Source organism: Vibrio aerogenes (assembly GCF_024346755.1).
Classification (GTDB): domain Bacteria; phylum Pseudomonadota; class Gammaproteobacteria; order Enterobacterales; family Vibrionaceae; genus Vibrio; species Vibrio aerogenes.
In genome coordinates this window covers 456,400-472,411 of record NZ_AP024861.1, presented here as the reverse complement: position 1 = coordinate 472,411, position 16,012 = coordinate 456,400, and the positions used below count along the sequence as shown (strand labels likewise).

Below are 16,012 nucleotides of genomic sequence, written 5' to 3'. Positions count from 1 at the left end.
TTTTTTGAAGACTACACAGTATGTTAAGACTACTGTCTGATTTTAGCGCTATCTCAGCTTTACTCAATCAATAACTACCACAAACGTTTCAATGTTAACTATTCATAACCAGATTAGGTAACCATGTCACCAGGTCAGGGAAGATCATACAAATCACCAAAACAATGAACTGAACCGAGATAAACGGAATCACCGATTTGTACAGATCCATCATGGTTACCCCTTTTGGTGCAATTCCCTTCAGATAGAAAAGTGCAAAGCCATACGGTGGTGTCTGAACAGCAATCACAATGTTGAGAATCATCAACACACCAAACCAGATTGGGTCATAGCCCAGAGAGACAGCCACAGGCGTAAAGATCGGCGCGCACATCAGCACGATAATAAATTCATCGATAATAAACCCAAGGAATAGCATGATGACCTGGAACATCATGATGATCACAATCGGAGGCAGGTCCAGACCTTTGGTAAATCCTGACACCATCCCCTGAATGCCCATCAGTAAGTGGAAGTTACTGAAAACGGAGGCACCCAGAATAATCCACATCGCCACACTCACAAGAATCGAGGTTTGCATCCCGGCCTTACGCAGCATTTCGGGCTTAAAGCGTTTAAACAAAATCGCCAGAATAATCGCACCCACAACGCCTAAAGCGCCCGATTCGGTGGGTGTGGCAATCCCTGCAATAATACTGCCTAAAACAACCACGATCAGCGCCAGTGAGGAAGCCCCATCCCGAATCGTTTTAAACAGCTCATAACCTTTTGGAACTTCAATATCATTATCAGAATCGAGCGGTGCGCGCTCCGGATTCAGCTTACACGAGATAATCACATAAGAAATCAGCAAAACAATGGTAATCAATGCCGGCACCATGGCACCTAAAAACATTTTTCCCACGGAGTTTTGCGTGGAAGAAGCAAACATGATCATCGGAATACTTGGCGGAATCAAAATCCCCAGCGATCCCCCCGCCATAATTACGCCCAGCGCCAGTTTTTTATCGTAGCCACGATCCAGCATCGGCTTCAGCGCAATACTGCTCGAAGTCATTATCCCGGCACCGATAATTCCCACCATCGCACCAATCATCGAACAGACGCCGATCACACTGATCGCCAGTGATCCACGCAGGCGCCCAATCGCCAGCTGACTGGCATTAAACATGGCATCACCGATACCTGAACGGGTCAGAATTTGTCCCATATAGATATAAAGTGGGATTGCTAAAAGAATAAAGTTGAAAAAAGTACTTTCAACCGTAGTCGGGACAATATTAAACATGGAGTCACCCCAGGTGACGTAACCCACTCCCATCGCAATTCCGCCCAATGCCAGACCGACCTGAGCACCTAAGGCGAATGCCGTTAAAATACAGGCCAGCAGGACCACGGTTAACATTTCAATTCCCATCAGGACTCTCCTTGTCAAAAGCGGGCTTATCAATCTGGTGGCTGTCGACCCTGAAAGGTTGCTCACTCAACTCACTGAGATCACAGTGCTCACCCAATAACTCTCTGCCAGTGACAAACCAGAAAATGTTTTGAATTAATTCTGTCGAATACTGCGCAATAAAAATCACAGCAGAAATGGTAACCATGAGCCAGAAATGGTTCATTGGCGGTGCCCATTCACTTTGGGTCTTATAGTGAAACTCCATACTTTCGAGAAACATACCAAAGCACATTTTTGTCATCACAGCCAGAAAACCGATTGCCAGTATTGCGGTCGTCATATCAAACAGACGACGCACTTTCTCTGATACTTTTCCGTGAACAATATCTACATTAATGTGCGCTTCTTTTTGCTGGGCATACGCCCCGCCAAGTGCAGCGATATATCCGAACAAAAACAGAGAAGAGTCGTAGCCCCAAATAGTGGGTTTATCCAGGATATAACGGGCAAATACTTCGTAAGCGACAATACCGGCCAGCACAGGAAGTAAATAAGACACTGAGCGCCCGATAAATCTGACAACATATCTGATGAACTGACAATATCCTCTTAAAACTAATGTCATCGTTTTAACTCCTAAACCAGTCAGGGTGAAGACAAGCACTTCACCCTGACATGTCCATGTTTACTGCTTTTCAAGAATCTCTACGAGTTGTTTCGAGTAAGGATTCTCTTTCGCATATTCCTGAGCAAGCGTCTGACCTGCCTGCTTCCAGGCTTTTTTGTCTGCATCTGATGGTGCCGGGCTCCATTTCAGGCCTTTCGCTTCCATTTCAGCCACAGCCTGTGATTCCCAAAGCTTTGATTTAGTAACCTGCTCGATGGCATGCACTGCCGTTGCACCTTTGACAATCGCTTTCAAGTCATCAGGCAGTTTATTCCAGGCTCTGCGGTTGACCACAATGGGCAATACCTGAGCACCGGCAATCGGCAGTGGATACATATACTTGGCCACTTCAACGTGGTTACCGTCACGGTGGTCAATCATGTTCGAGCCAATCGAACCATCAATGACACCGGTTGCCAGTGAGGTATAGATTTCACTCCATGCCAGTGAAACGGGTGAAGCACCCAAGTTACGCAGGAACTTACCATAAGCACCCGGCGCACGAATCTTCATGCCTTTAAAGTCAGCAATTGAATTAATTGGTTTCTTGGTAATGATGTAAACCGGTGGCTGGATATAAGGTTCCAGTGAAACCAGGCCCTGAGATGCATAGGCTTTTTTCATGACATCGCCAAAACCGCGCTCATGGAACAAAGTCATCAGTTCACCGACGTCAGATGTACCACCAGGCAAACCGACTTCAACAACCCCTGCAGGAAACTCACCTGCATGCATTGGCTGGAACGGTGCGCCCATCGTTATCAGGCCAGATTTCACCGCATTCAGGATACCACTGGTTCCTACACCTTCACCGGAATAAAGTACCTGTACAGCAATACGGCCGCCAGACATGGTCTCAATTTGTTTTGCTAAATCTTCATAGACTGCACCAAATGCTGTTCCCCGGCCATAAAGGTTTGCAAAACGCCAGTTATACTCAGCGGCAAACCCCGCAGCCGAACTCACCAGCGCACTGACGCCAAGCGTTACTGCCAGTAATTTTTTCGCCAGTGTCTTTCCCTTTACTCCAAACATAGAAATTCCTCTTCCTGTGTCGTTACTAGTTTGTTACTGATTTGTGTCCTGACTCAATATGAAGAAACTCAGTGAAAAGCGATAGAACCAGACAGAGATTTCGTATGGTACCAGCCATGTTGATCCAGAGTTCTGATTGATAACTGGTACCACACAATTAATTTATCTGGTACTTCGGGAATCACTGATTTTAGATTTAACATCGCTATAACAGCGAATAAGTGAGACACAGTGATGGACCAAATTGTTAATAAAAATTTACTCAAAGTAACATGTGCTTCCAGTGATGATGCAATTGCAGTGCTGAACCCGGCAACAGATGAGATCCTGACTTACATCCCCTCTGTGCCAACGGCTGAAATAAATGGATTAATCGAAAAATCAAAGCAGGCGCAACTGTTATGGCAGGAAAGAACCGCTGCGGAACGATGTGCCATACTGCGCAAATGGTATGATCTGGTCATTGAAAACAGTGATGATCTGGCCAGAATTATGACCCTTGAACAGGGTAAGCCACTGGCTGAAGCAAAAGGGGAAGTCCTGTACGGTGCCTCTTTCATTCAATGGTTTGCTGAAGAAGGGAAAAGAACTTACGGCGAAACGATTCCGACACCAGCCTCCGGTAAACGGCTTATGACCATTAAGCAACCGGTCGGTGTGGCTGCGGCGATTACACCCTGGAACTTCCCAATCGCAATGATCACCCGTAAGGCAGCCCCTGCGCTTGCAGCGGGATGTAGTTTTATCGTCAAACCAGCGAATCAGACGCCACTTTCTGCCTATGCAATGGCTGAACTGGCTTACGAAGCAGGACTGCCAAAAGACCTGCTGATTGTGCTGAACAACCATTCATCTGTCGCTGTTGGCGATATTTTCTGCCAGAACGATGACATTAAAAAACTGTCCTTTACCGGTTCAACTCAGGTCGGCAGCCATCTCATCAAACAATGTGCGGATACCATCAAGCGTACCTCAATGGAGCTGGGCGGAAATGCACCTTTTATTGTGTTTGAAGATGCTGATATCGAAGAAGCTGTCAAAGGTGCTATTGCTTCAAAATTCCGTAATGCCGGCCAAACCTGTGTCTGTGCAAACCGCTTTTATGTTCAGAATGCCGTGTATGACGAGTTTGTTGAAAAACTGGCCAAAGCAGTGGCTGAGCTGAAAGTCGGCAATGGTCTGGAAGCGGGTGTCAATATTGGTCCGCTGATTGATATGAAGGCGAAAAACAGTGTGATGGGGTACATCAACGAAGCGGTTGAACAAGGCGCGAAAATCATTTCAGGCGGCCGATCGCTGGAAGGTCTGTTTGTTGAGCCAACCATTCTGGCTGATGTCACGCAGGAGATGGAAATTGTTCAAACAGAACTCTTTGGCCCCATAGCACCGGTCATTCGCTTCGAAAACGATGTTGAACTGGTCGAAAAAGCCAACGATACCATTTACGGACTGGCGAGTTACTTCTACACCGGCAACCTGCACCGCGCATTCAATATCGCAGAGAAACTCGAGTATGGCATGGTAGGAATCAATGAAGGCATCATTTCTAACGAAGTCGCGCCGTTTGGTGGTGTTAAACAATCAGGATTCGGCCGCGAAGGTGCCAAACAGGGCATTGATGAATACCTGAATGTGAAATACCTCTGTTTCGGTGGATTTTAAGAACAGATTATGTGAACCGGAATGATCGCCCGTCACAACAGCGATCATTTCAAATATGACCCGATACCCTGAATCATCAGACACGATACGCTGAAACTGTCATTGAAACAGATGAAATGGGTAAACACAGATTTTGTGAAGGAATAAAGATATGACAAATTTGGAATGGCAGGCACGTAAAGAAAAAGTCGTTGCAAAAGGGATGGCAAACCTTGCGCCTGTTTATGCTGCATCAGCTAAGAATGCAAAAATCACTGACATTGAAGGTAAGACTTATATTGATTTTGCTGCTGGTATTGCAGTGAATAATACGGGCCATTCGCATCCACAGATCGTTGAAGCGGTGAAGAAACAGCTGGAAAATTTCAGTCATACCTGTTCAATGGTGACACCATACGGCAGCTTCGTTGAACTGGCTGAAAAAGTCGTTGAGCATGCCCCAATCTCTGGAGAAACCAAAGCTGCGTTTCTGACAACGGGTGCTGAAGCGGTTGAAAATGCAGTGAAAATCGCCAGAGCATATACTGGTCGTTCCGGTATTATTGCATTTAAAGGCGGCTTCCATGGCCGGACCAATATGTGTATGGGCCTGACGGGTAAAGTTGCCCCTTATAAAGCTGGCTTCGGACCTTTCCCAAATGAAATCTATCATCTGCCATTCCCGAATACTTATCATGGTGTGACTGAAGAAGAGAGCATCAACGCCCTGTTTGATCTGTTCGCCTGTGACATTGAACCCGGCCGGATTGCAGCCATTATTTTCGAACCCATCCAGGGTGAAGGTGGTTTCTATCAGGCACCAGCTTCCTGGGTCAGCAAACTACGGGAAATCTGCGACCAGCATGGCATCCTGATGATTTGTGATGAGATTCAGACAGGATTTGCGAGAACCGGCAAAATGTTTGCGTGCGAATATTTTGATGTTGAACCCGATATTGTCACCATGGCCAAAGGCTTAGGTGGCGGCTTCCCGATTTCCGGCGTGGTCGGCAAAGCGGAAGTGATGGATGCAGCCAATCCGGGTGGAATTGGTGGAACTTATGCGGGTTCACCGCTGGCATGTACGGCTGCTGTTGAAGTGTTCAATGTGATCAAGCAGGAGAATCTGTGTGAAAAAGCTCAGCTGGTCGGGGCTCAGTTCACAGAACAGCTGACAGCAATGCAGAAAGAAATCCCTCAAATCGGAGATATCCGGCAAGTGGGCGCGATGATCGCAATCGAATTTAATGATCCGTCAACTGGTGCTCCGCTGGCTGATCTCACCAAACAGCTGGTCGTGAAAAGCAATCACGCCGGGGTGATTTTATTGTCTTGTGGCGTGAAGGGAAATGTGATTCGTTTTCTGCCACCACTAACGATTGAGCCAGAGTTGATCACAGAAGGGCTGAATATTGTAAAAGCTGAATTACAAACGCTTCTGGCAGGCTAAACAGACACCGGAGAACAAAGCATCTCAGGTGTATTCAAAGCGAAGGTACAGCATCCTCTCAGGCATTACCTTCGCTTTTTCCATATAACCCCGCCCAGACGGCAGCGACGCCTCAGATAGCCGTTGAATCTCAGATAGTCGTTGAAACATTGATTAAACTGGTGATAGTTTCGAGATTACGGTGACAAAGCAGAGCAGGAGTAAGCCGTATGCTAAGCCAATACATTCATATTGATCCATTGAATGACAGAACACTTCAGGATCAAATCAAAAGCAGCATCGCACAAGCTATCTTTGAAGGGTTTATTCCTGAAGATAAAGCGTTGGTTTCTTCCAGACGCCTGGCAAAAGAACTTCAGGTTTCCCGTAATACAATTTTGCGGGTGTATGAACAGCTGACCGAAGATGGCATTTTAGTTTCTCTGGAAAGAAAAGGTTATTTCATTAATCCGGCTCTGGAACTCCCTGCCCTCAAACCGATTCAATCTGAACAACAGCCAGAAACAGAGCAGCTGGACTGGAGCAATTATCTGATTACTGAAAATACCGTGTCCAAACGGGTTGCTCAGGACTTAGACCGCTATCCGTATTTATTTGTCAGTGGTGTTGTCGATGAAGATTTATTTCCTGTTTCCGAATGGCGCAAGTGCAGCATTCAATCGCTGAATAAAAGTAATCACCGGACATGGACTTCAGTGAATGCAGGCAGTGAAGCCCTGATAGAACAGGTACGTACGAGGGTTTTACCGAAGCGGGGGATTTTTGTCGACAAAGATCAGATAGCAGTGACTTTGGGGTGCCAGAACAGCTTGTATTATCTGTCCAAACTTCTGGTTTCCAGCCAGACAACCGTAGGGATTGAAAACCCCGGCTACCCGGAAGCACTGCATCAGTTTCAGGCCCGCAGGGCCAATATTTGTCCGCTCCCGGTTGATCATAAAGGTATTGCTGTCGATCAACAAATGGCACAATGTCAGCTTGTTTACACGACACCGAGTAACCAGTTTCCGACCACAGTCCGCTTATCTCCTGACCGGCGCAAAAAGTTGATGGATATGGCACAGGAACACGATTTCCTGATTATTGAAGATGATTTCGAGCATGATATTAATTTCATCGAAGATGCCTGCCCGGCTTTAAAAAGTGAATATCCCAGTGATCGCATCATCTATATATCCAGTTTTACGTCGACGCTGGCACCCGGGTTACGTATCGGATATATCGTTGCACCTGAACCACTCATCACACAAATTAAAGCACTGCAATTTCGGACACACAGTTGCCCGCCCAAAAATAACTGCCAAACCCTTGCGCTGTTTCTCAGCCTGGGACATTACGATTCACTGGCGCAGAAAATGCTGAAACGCTACCGGGAGAAATGGCTGACGATGGAAAAAGCCCTGAATTACTATTTTCCGCAGTCCGGTGTTATTCCCTCACTGGCTGGCACCGCTTTCTGGATTAACTATAAACAAGGGTTCGATGCAGAACAGTTTGAAGAGCTGGCTGAACAACAAGGTATTTTGATCAACAACGGCGGCAGATATTACTTTTCTGATAAAAAAACCAACAGCTTCCGGCTGAGTTTTCAGTCGATCAGAACCGAACGTATCCGGGAAGGGGTTGCGCTGCTTTCTCAAATTGCAAAACAGATCATGCCGATTGAGCAGTTGTCCCAGTGTGCGGCCTCCCCTTTGAGCAGTAAGGCTATTCGCCAGCTTCTGACAAACAAAGTTCTGTTAACGAAAGATTGTTTTAATATTCCATACCGCATTTCTTTTCAGGCTGACGGTAAAATGACCGGAGTCTCTGACAGGCCTAATGACATCGATGAGGGGTACTGGTGGGTGGAAAAAGATAAATTTTTCTATCAATGGCGGAACTGGCAATTTGCAGATATCCGTAAAATCACCATTGTACTGGAAAATAATGAGATAAAACGATTTGATGAAGATGGTTACTTTATCGGGGAAGCACAATTGATTGGCAATTCTTCCTCAGTCTGTTAAGTCCGGTCTACTGGTATTTCTTTCTGCTCTGCGTCTGTTGTATTCAGACTCAACCGGATAATTACAATACTTTCCGGATTCATACCAATCTGGACAATAAACTGATCATCTGGATGTGTCTGTTGGAGCAAACAGACAAGGGCATTAGGGCATGGATGCCCTTGTTTAAGCCCTTTTTATAAACGAAAAGAGGTGTAAACGAAAAGAGGTGGCTTGAGCGGTTTGCGGAACCAGATATATCCAGATCAGAAAATGACTTAGAATGGTACAATACCCAAACAACCTGAAAATGAGATATTCAGATCGTGTGGGTATATTCAACTCAAAGGTACTCAGGCCATCATCAGGATTGGTTGATTTCAGATGATGGTTATGCCACACCCAGTCGCTGTTTCACGACATGTTCACAGTTTTCAATGGCTTCAATATCACGCGGAATGATAATTACGGTATCATTCCCGCCGACAGTACCAAGGATCTCCCGGTGTGGATCTGAATCGACCAGTCTGGCCACCAGCTGAGCACTGCCCGGATAAGTTTTTACCACCACCATCGACTGATTATGAGTAATAAACTCAATCTGAGATGCAATGGATGACTTCACATTCACTGGCGCCGTTTCAACCGTAATGCAGTACACTTTTTTACCGCATGCATTTTTCGCCTTCACAACGCCCAGCTGGAGCAATAAACGCGAAACGGTCGACTGACTAATCCCGGTATAGCCAAGCTCTTCCAGCCTCACCCTGAGCTCTCCCTGATTTGAAAAACTTTGCTGCTGTAGTAACCGCTTACAAACAGATAATAGTGAGTCTTCTCTGCCTGAGCCTTCCTCCTGAACGATTTGCCTTCTCACAGGCCCCCCTTTTTTCAGTTCAGTCATATATCCATCACTGGCCCGTGTGAAAACTCAGACGCAGTGCAGGGTATACTCATATGGATACAATACCATCAGCGACCGGAGCAGACTGACTGCCCGTTTTTAAAGCCTCATGATCTGTTCCGCAATCAAATGTATTTAAAATACATCACACTCATCCATCAAAGTTGAAGTCGCTCCAGACTGACAATAACCGCGTTGCCCGAATGTATTATCCATACCACTAATATAAATAGCAGTTCAAAAGTTTAGTTTTTGGTTCATTATCAAATAAAAATATAGTTAACAGACAAATATATAAACTAAAAAACCAATTTAATTCACATTTATGTAATTATTCACTAGAGCGTATTTATCTTTCATCGCCTCCGGCAGGAGCGGCGATGAAAGATAAACGCTCTAATGAGATTCAAAATAACCTGAGCGTATATCACACCCACCAGAAAAATGAGTGGTTCATCCCTGAGTCTCAGATGTCGCCAGCAGCAAGGGAATTTACGTATCACTCAGGTTATTCCGGTATTAGTCTCCCAACGTCGCAACCATCACCGCTTTGATGGTATGCATCCGGTTTTCCGCTTCATCAAATACAATTGAGTAGTCAGACTCAAAAACCTCCTCGGTGACTTCCAGACCTGACATGCCATATTTTTCAGCCACTTCTTTACCCACCGTTGTTTCATCATTGTGGAACGCAGGTAAACAGTGCATCAATTTGACCGCCGGGTTGTGGGTTGCCTTAATCACATCCATATTAACCTGATAAGGTGTCATGAGTTTGACCCGTTCATCCCACGCTTCCTGAGATTCTCCCATCGAGACCCAAACATCGGTGTACAGGAAGTCACACCCCTGAACCCCTTCATTGACCTCTTCAGTCAGGGTAATTTTTCCGCCGGTTTTCTGCGCAATATCCCGGCATGTGGCTACCAGCTGATCCTCTGGCCAAAATTGTTTCGGTGCGACCAGCCGGATATCCATCCCCATTTTTGCCGCCCCCACCATCAGGGAGTTTCCCATGTTGTTTCTGGCATCACCAAGATAAGCAAATGAAACTTCGTGAAGCTGTTTTCCCCGGCTGTGTTCCAGCATCGTCATGAAGTCCGCCAGAATCTGAGTCGGATGAAACTCATTGGTCAGTCCATTCCAGACTGGGACACCAGCATATTCTCCCAACTCTTCTACAATCTCCTGACCAAACCCGCGATACTCAATGCCGTCATACATGCGGCCAAGTACCCTTGCGGTATCTTTCATTGATTCTTTGTGACCAATCTGAGAACCAGATGGTGCCAGATAAGACACCTGTGCCCCCTGATCAAATGCGGCAACTTCAAATGCACAACGAGTTCTGGTTGAGGTTTTTTCAAAAATCAGCGCAATGTTTTTACCGGCCAGACGGGGCTGTTCATACCCATTATATTTTGCTTTTTTCAGGGCAATGGCCAGATCCAGAAAATGCTGGATCTCACGGGATGAAAAATCTAATAGTTTCAAAAAATTACGGTTACGTAAATTAAAAGCCATGACATCAATCCTCTGCTTATATCATGCTTACGAATGGCAATACCTTGGCAGTGAAAAACGATCGTTTCTCCCCCATTCGTAAATAAAAAATTAATCGTGAGTAATACAGGTTCCGGCAGTACCTTCCAGAATCTTCAGTCCATCTTTTAAGGCACCAATGCCAACAACTTTCCCCCCCTGGCGAATAAATTCACAGGACGCTTCAATTTTTGGCCCCATAGACCCCGCATCGAACTGATAACGCTTCAGTGCTTTCGGCGTTGTTGCCTGCAACCGGGTCTGTGCCGGGGTCCCCCAATCCAGATACACACCATCCGCATCCGTCAGGATCAACAATGCATCAGCTCCGATTTGTCTGGCCAGAAAAGCGGCTGACATATCTTTATCAATCACAGCTTCAACACCTGTCAGCTTTCCGTTTTCATACTTCACAGGAATCCCGCCACCACCGGTACAAATGACAATATGTCCTTCAGTGATCAGCTGATGAATCGCTTCAGCTTCAACAATACCGGTCGGCAAAGGACTGGGAACCACACGGCGAAAATATTGACCATCCGGCTTCACCGTCCAGCAATATTTCTCTGCCAGTTCAATCGCTTCTTCTCTGCTGTAAACCGGCCCAATTGGTTTTGTGGGATTCGCAAATGCAGGATCCGCCGGATCCACGGTCATTTGCGTCAGCAGGCAGGAGACCTGACTCTCAGGCATGGTGTTTTTAAACTCTTGCATGAGCATATAGCCAATCATTCCCTGCGTTTCACTGCCAAGCACATCCAGCGGATAAGGATTAACAGCCTGATAAGACATGCCCTGCAGTGCCAGCAACCCCACCTGAGGACCATTACCGTGCACCAACACCACGTTATATTCACGGGCAATTTGCGCAATGGTGTGAACGGCGATTTCAATATTATGGCGCTGGATATCAGCCTCAAGCGGCTCGCCACGCCGCAGCAGAGCGTTTCCCCCCAATGCAACGACAACTGTTTTCTTCGTCATAACTAACTTCTCTGTTGATCATTAAAATAATCCGGTGACTGCACCAAAATCAGTCTGCCAATGGTGCATTCCGTCAGTCACGATCCCTGTCAGATACGATCTCCGTCAAATACCATCTCCGTCAGATACCATCCCGTTCAACAGGACAACTCATACAGCGTGCACCACCCCGGCCACGGCCAAGCTCATCACCCGGTATGGGTAAGACGGTAATCCCGGCTTTGTCATACTTTTCATTGGTGTAAGTATTTCGCTCATACCCAATCACAACACCCGGACGAATCGTCAGAACATTATTGGCGTCATTCCACTGCTCACGTTCAGCTTCAAAACTGTCTCCGCCAGTCGTAATCATACTGAGCTTGCCAACCCCTAATGCTTTCTCAATCGCATGGATGTAAGAGGATTCTTGTTTCGCACGGATATAACCCGCTTCATCCCCTGTCAGCGACCAACAGGCCACATCATCCGGAATCACATTTGGATAGACAGAGAAAGTATCTTCACGAACGTGAGTCATCACGGTATCAAGATGCATGCAGGAACGATCTTTCGGCAATTCAAGTGCAATAACTTTTTTCGCCTGACCACTCTGAAAGAGAGAAGACGCCAAGTGTTCCACACCCTGAGAGGTCGTCCGCTCAGACATGCCAATCAGCACTGCTCCGCGGCCGATCACCAATACATCGCCCCCTTCAATAGTTGAGCGATCATAATGCTGCTGCTCATCACCGAAGTATTTAATGAAATCACTACCGGCAAAATCCGGATGCCAGCGATAAATCGCTCTCAAATGGTTAGTTTCACGCTGGCGGGCAACCTTCGCCATCGGATTAATCGAAACACCACCATATACCCAGCATGAAGTATCACGGGTAAATAAATGATTTGGCAGGGGCTCAATAATAAAATCCGTTGGCTTATACATGGACTGTAATATCGAAGACGACTGAAATGGCACTTCGGACGCAGGTAAACCACCCGTCAGAATTTTTGACAGTTTAAGATGAGGCAAATCATTCAGATAACAGCGTAGATCATTCGCGAATGTCGCCCCAAAACGATGATCTGAGACCTGTGTATTCAGTAACCATGCTTTTGCTTCAGGTATATCAAGCGTTTCAGCCAGCAGCCCGGTCAGAAAGAGTACTTCAACGCCTTGATCGGATAATGTCCGGGTAAATATGTCATGCTCTTCACCGGCTCTTTCCACCGCAAGCACATCATCAAACAACAGGTCATGGCAATTCGATGGTGTCAAATGGGTCAGTGCTCGTTTTGGGCGATGAACTAATACCCGGCGTAACTGACCTATTTCAGATCCTACATATAAACGACTCATAATTAATTCTCTCTTAATAAGATAGACGAAGTGATAATATTTAAAACCTGTGCTCCGTTATTTATTTCGCTATTTATACTAGCCGTTAATATCAGATTATCTTAGACCACCATCACAATTAAACCGGACTAAAAAATGAATAAAAAAATCATATCTTAACAAAATAAATGCAACACTATCCCCTACGATAACAATGAATAAAAAAACAGTTCCTATGAAAAATTAATGCTTATAATTTCAATTACTCAAACATTCAGCTTCTGATATTATTCATCTACAGAGAACTTTATTCATTCTTATATTGGATAGTTTTTTAATATATTTTATGCATTAACCGTGAATACATAAGTAAAGTAAACACAATATTTCACACTCAGTTAACAATATTTTTTAATCACTCATTGATCTTGATCATGATTAATTTTTATCGTCTCAAGAATAGAGACAAGAACAGCCCAAATAACAGAGCTACGGCTAAAAATTAATCGAAATGAAAAATATTCACTCGTAATGGTTTAAAATTCAGTTAAATACACCAAAACCTAAGTAACCTCGAGATACAGGATTCCGTTTTTTGGAGTATATCAGTTGAATAAGATTGACTTTAATCAAGAATTAATCATAATTCCTGAACTTAAAAAAGATATGTTTATTCTGAATAATATTTCCGAAAGACAAAAATAAACCATGCTCGCATGATTATTAACCGACACTTAATAAAATAACCATGAATAATATTTCAAATAGAATAACTAATTTATCCTGGGTGTTTTTTATTAAAAATAAATTTAAAATTTTTTGTGACGATTTACATGGCAACAATATATTATCTGATTTAGCATTTCAGATGTTATATCAACATGACCATTCAAACCATATTAAATCAGATATGAATATATGAGTGTCACTATATATAACAAGTCGCATATAATAAAATATAAAAATACCTATCACTGAATCATATAAACTATATCAACAATCATGTTGAACAATATTCATCAACTTTCAGTGAGAAAATTTCTGCTGAATGTTAAGGAGATTAATATGACGATCCAAACAGCACCTGAAACAAACAAAGGTGGATTTCTGACCAGATTTAAATTTCCTTCTGCTTACACCATTCTATTTGGTCTGATCATTGTTGTCGCTGCACTCACCTGGATCGTTCCTGCCGGTCAATATGATCGGGCAATGAATCAGGAGCTGGGTAAAAAAGTGCCTGTCGCCGGGACTTATCAACCCGCAGAGGGGAACCCACAAGGTATCGTTGACGTTCTGCTCGCACCCATTGATGGTTTCTACGACCATCAGAGTTATGAAGCTGCTGCTATTGATGTTTCTCTGTTTGTATTGATCATTGGTGGCTTTTTGGGGCTGGTGACTAAAACCGGTGCGATCGATGCCGGTATTGAACGGATTACCGCCCGTCTGAAAGGGCGGGAAGAACTGATGATCCCGATTTTAATGGCACTGTTTGCCGCGGGAGGAACCGTTTATGGGATGGCAGAGGAGTCGCTGCCTTTTTATTCATTGCTGGTTCCGGTCATGATGGCAGCCCGGTTTGATCCGCTTGTCGCTGCTGCCACCATTTTGCTGGGTGCCGGTATAGGAACACTGGGTTCGACCATTAACCCGTTTGCAACCGTTATTGCTGCAAATGCAGCTGGAATCCCATTTACTGATGGTATCTGGTTACGTGTCGCGATTCTGCTGATTGGCTGGATCATTTGTGTCGCATATGTGATGCGATATGCCAGGAAAGTCCGCCAGGATCAAAGCCAGTCGATCGTTTACGATAAATATGAAGACAATCAACAGCATTTTCTCGGCAACCAGAGCGACGAACTGCTTGAATTCACGCCCAGGAGAAAAATCATTCTGCTCATCTTCGCCCTGTCATTCGCTACAATGATTTATGGTGTGTCTGTCTCCGGCTGGTGGATGGCTGAGATTTCAGCCTTATTTCTGACATCAACGATAATTATCGGACTGATTGCAGGGATGAGTGAAGAAGAACTCACCACCAGCTTTATTGATGGTGCCAGAGATCTGCTGGGAGTTGCCCTGATTATCGGCATCGCCAGAGGCATCGTGGTAGTGATGGATCGGGGGATGATTACCGATACAATTCTCAATGCTGCAGAGCACATTGTCTCGGGGCTTTCTTCGGTTATTTTTATTAATGTCATGTACTGGCTGGAGCTGCTGTTGTCGTTTCTTGTCCCCTCATCTTCCGGTCTCGCTGTGCTTTCCATGCCAATCATGGCACCACTGGCTGATTTTGCCGGGGTCGGGCGGGAGCTGGTCGTAACGGCGTATCAGTCTGCCTCCGGGATTGTCAATTTAGTCACCCCAACATCAGCCGTGGTGATGGGCGGGCTGGCTATCGCCAGAGTCCCTTATGTCAGCTGGGTCAAATGGGTGGCACCGCTCCTTGGAATCCTGTGTTTGTTCCTGATGGCAATGATTAGTATTGGGGCAATCATCTAAAGAAAACAGCAATATATATGACCAGCCAATATAAAAAACCGCTCTGGTGAGCGGTTTTTACTGAAACATTAAAGATCAGGCCCGTAACGATCTTTCCTTACGGGTCACACCAACCACGCCACTTCTGGCGACTTCAATCACTTCCGTGACATCCGCAATTGTTTCGACAAATGCATCCAGCTTATCTGTGGTTCCCGTCATCTGAATTGTAAATTGTGAGGCAGTCACATCAACAACCTGTCCTCTGAAGATATCAGCCATTCGCTGAACTTCAGCTCTTGCTGTGCCTGCCGCCTTCACCTTTACCAGCATCAGTTCCCGTTCAATGTGTTCAAACTCGGTCACTTCCTGAACTTTCAGCACATCAATCAGTTTATGCAGTTGCTTCTGAAGCTGTTCAAGCTTCATATCTGTCGCTTTAGTGGTGATATTCAGCCGGGATAACGTTTCGTCATCTGTCGGAGAAACCGTGAGAGTTTCAATGTTAAAGCCACGTTGTGAAAACAGACCGACCACACGAGACAAAGCACCCGGCTGGTTTTCCAGTAATAAAGAAATTATGTGTCTCAT

General features: G+C 45.2%; 12 protein-coding genes. 4 read left to right on the top strand and 8 right to left on the bottom strand.

The window, feature by feature from the left end; genetic code table 11:
• Positions 1-94: 94 nt before the first annotated feature.
• The 3 genes from OCV29_RS02180 to OCV29_RS02170 are packed head-to-tail and all read right to left on the bottom strand — an operon-like array spanning position 95 to position 3,101.
• The gene (locus OCV29_RS02180) at positions 95-1,417 is read right to left on the bottom strand and encodes a TRAP transporter large permease (protein ID WP_073601936.1); all 1,323 of its coding nucleotides are present in this window, start codon (positions 1,415-1,417) and stop codon (positions 95-97) included.
• Positions 1,407-2,024, bottom strand: a complete 618-nt coding sequence (locus tag OCV29_RS02175) for a TRAP transporter small permease subunit (RefSeq protein WP_073601937.1) — start codon at positions 2,022-2,024, stop codon at positions 1,407-1,409. The genes OCV29_RS02180 and OCV29_RS02175 overlap by 11 nt, the downstream gene beginning before the upstream one ends.
• A 60-nt stretch (positions 2,025-2,084) precedes the next feature.
• The gene (locus OCV29_RS02170; protein WP_073601938.1) at positions 2,085-3,101 is read right to left on the bottom strand and encodes a TRAP transporter substrate-binding protein; all 1,017 of its coding nucleotides are present in this window, start codon (positions 3,099-3,101) and stop codon (positions 2,085-2,087) included.
• Between the two features lie 234 nt (positions 3,102-3,335).
• On the opposite strand from OCV29_RS02170, the gene OCV29_RS02165 reads away from it, so the two are divergent.
• The 3 genes from OCV29_RS02165 (at position 3,336) to pdxR (ending at position 8,201) form a co-directional block, all read left to right on the top strand.
• The gene (locus tag OCV29_RS02165; protein WP_073601939.1) at positions 3,336-4,763 is read left to right on the top strand and encodes an NAD-dependent succinate-semialdehyde dehydrogenase; all 1,428 of its coding nucleotides are present in this window, start codon (positions 3,336-3,338) and stop codon (positions 4,761-4,763) included.
• A gap of 151 nt (positions 4,764-4,914) precedes the next feature.
• Complete coding sequence (gene gabT / locus OCV29_RS02160) at positions 4,915-6,192, top strand: 4-aminobutyrate--2-oxoglutarate transaminase (RefSeq protein ID WP_073601940.1); 1,278 nt, start codon at positions 4,915-4,917, stop codon at positions 6,190-6,192.
• 209 nt (positions 6,193-6,401) lie between these two features.
• Positions 6,402-8,201, top strand: a complete 1,800-nt coding sequence (gene pdxR / locus OCV29_RS02155) for a MocR-like pyridoxine biosynthesis transcription factor PdxR (protein WP_073601941.1) — start codon at positions 6,402-6,404, stop codon at positions 8,199-8,201.
• 370 nt (positions 8,202-8,571) lie between these two features.
• Here pdxR and OCV29_RS02150 read toward each other — a convergent pair whose 3' ends face one another.
• From OCV29_RS02150 to arcA, 4 genes are all read right to left on the bottom strand, one after another.
• Positions 8,572-9,057: an arginine repressor gene (locus OCV29_RS02150; protein ID WP_261887356.1), complete on the bottom strand. Its 486-nt coding sequence runs from the start codon at positions 9,055-9,057 to the stop codon at positions 8,572-8,574.
• Between the two features lie 546 nt (positions 9,058-9,603).
• Positions 9,604-10,608: an ornithine carbamoyltransferase gene (argF, locus tag OCV29_RS02145; protein ID WP_073601943.1), complete on the bottom strand. Its 1,005-nt coding sequence runs from the start codon at positions 10,606-10,608 to the stop codon at positions 9,604-9,606.
• 90 nt (positions 10,609-10,698) lie between these two features.
• The gene (gene arcC / locus OCV29_RS02140; protein WP_073601944.1) at positions 10,699-11,610 is read right to left on the bottom strand and encodes a carbamate kinase; all 912 of its coding nucleotides are present in this window, start codon (positions 11,608-11,610) and stop codon (positions 10,699-10,701) included.
• A gap of 121 nt (positions 11,611-11,731) precedes the next feature.
• Positions 11,732-12,952: an arginine deiminase gene (arcA, locus tag OCV29_RS02135; RefSeq protein WP_073601945.1), complete on the bottom strand. Its 1,221-nt coding sequence runs from the start codon at positions 12,950-12,952 to the stop codon at positions 11,732-11,734.
• A 1,044-nt stretch (positions 12,953-13,996) separates the two neighbouring features.
• Here arcA and OCV29_RS02130 point away from each other — a divergent pair.
• Positions 13,997-15,442, top strand: coding sequence for a YfcC family protein (locus OCV29_RS02130; protein ID WP_073601962.1), 1,446 nt, complete (start codon positions 13,997-13,999; stop codon positions 15,440-15,442).
• A gap of 75 nt (positions 15,443-15,517) precedes the next feature.
• Here the strand turns inward: OCV29_RS02130 and ilvN are convergent, their stop codons facing one another.
• Positions 15,518-16,012, bottom strand: a complete 495-nt coding sequence (gene ilvN, locus OCV29_RS02125) for an acetolactate synthase small subunit (RefSeq protein ID WP_073601946.1) — start codon at positions 16,010-16,012, stop codon at positions 15,518-15,520.

What these genes read in the sequence shown, in the direction of transcription:
- arcA (WP_073601945.1), bottom strand. Translation starts at nt 12,952, where the DNA reads ATGAGTCGTTTATATGTAGGATCTGAAATAGGTCAGTTACGCCGGGTA.
- ilvN (WP_073601946.1), bottom strand. Translation starts at nt 16,012, where the DNA reads ATGAGACACATAATTTCTTTATTACTGGAAAACCAGCCGGGTGCTTTG.
- gabT (WP_073601940.1), top strand. Translation starts at nt 4,915, where the DNA reads ATGACAAATTTGGAATGGCAGGCACGTAAAGAAAAAGTCGTTGCAAAA.
- arcC (WP_073601944.1), bottom strand. Translation starts at nt 11,610, where the DNA reads ATGACGAAGAAAACAGTTGTCGTTGCATTGGGGGGAAACGCTCTGCTG.
- OCV29_RS02170 (WP_073601938.1), bottom strand. Translation starts at nt 3,101, where the DNA reads ATGTTTGGAGTAAAGGGAAAGACACTGGCGAAAAAATTACTGGCAGTA.
- pdxR (WP_073601941.1), top strand. Translation starts at nt 6,402, where the DNA reads ATGCTAAGCCAATACATTCATATTGATCCATTGAATGACAGAACACTT.
- OCV29_RS02175 (WP_073601937.1), bottom strand. Translation starts at nt 2,024, where the DNA reads ATGACATTAGTTTTAAGAGGATATTGTCAGTTCATCAGATATGTTGTC.
- OCV29_RS02165 (WP_073601939.1), top strand. Translation starts at nt 3,336, where the DNA reads ATGGACCAAATTGTTAATAAAAATTTACTCAAAGTAACATGTGCTTCC.
- OCV29_RS02180 (WP_073601936.1), bottom strand. Translation starts at nt 1,417, where the DNA reads ATGGGAATTGAAATGTTAACCGTGGTCCTGCTGGCCTGTATTTTAACG.
- argF (WP_073601943.1), bottom strand. Translation starts at nt 10,608, where the DNA reads ATGGCTTTTAATTTACGTAACCGTAATTTTTTGAAACTATTAGATTTT.
- OCV29_RS02130 (WP_073601962.1), top strand. Translation starts at nt 13,997, where the DNA reads ATGACGATCCAAACAGCACCTGAAACAAACAAAGGTGGATTTCTGACC.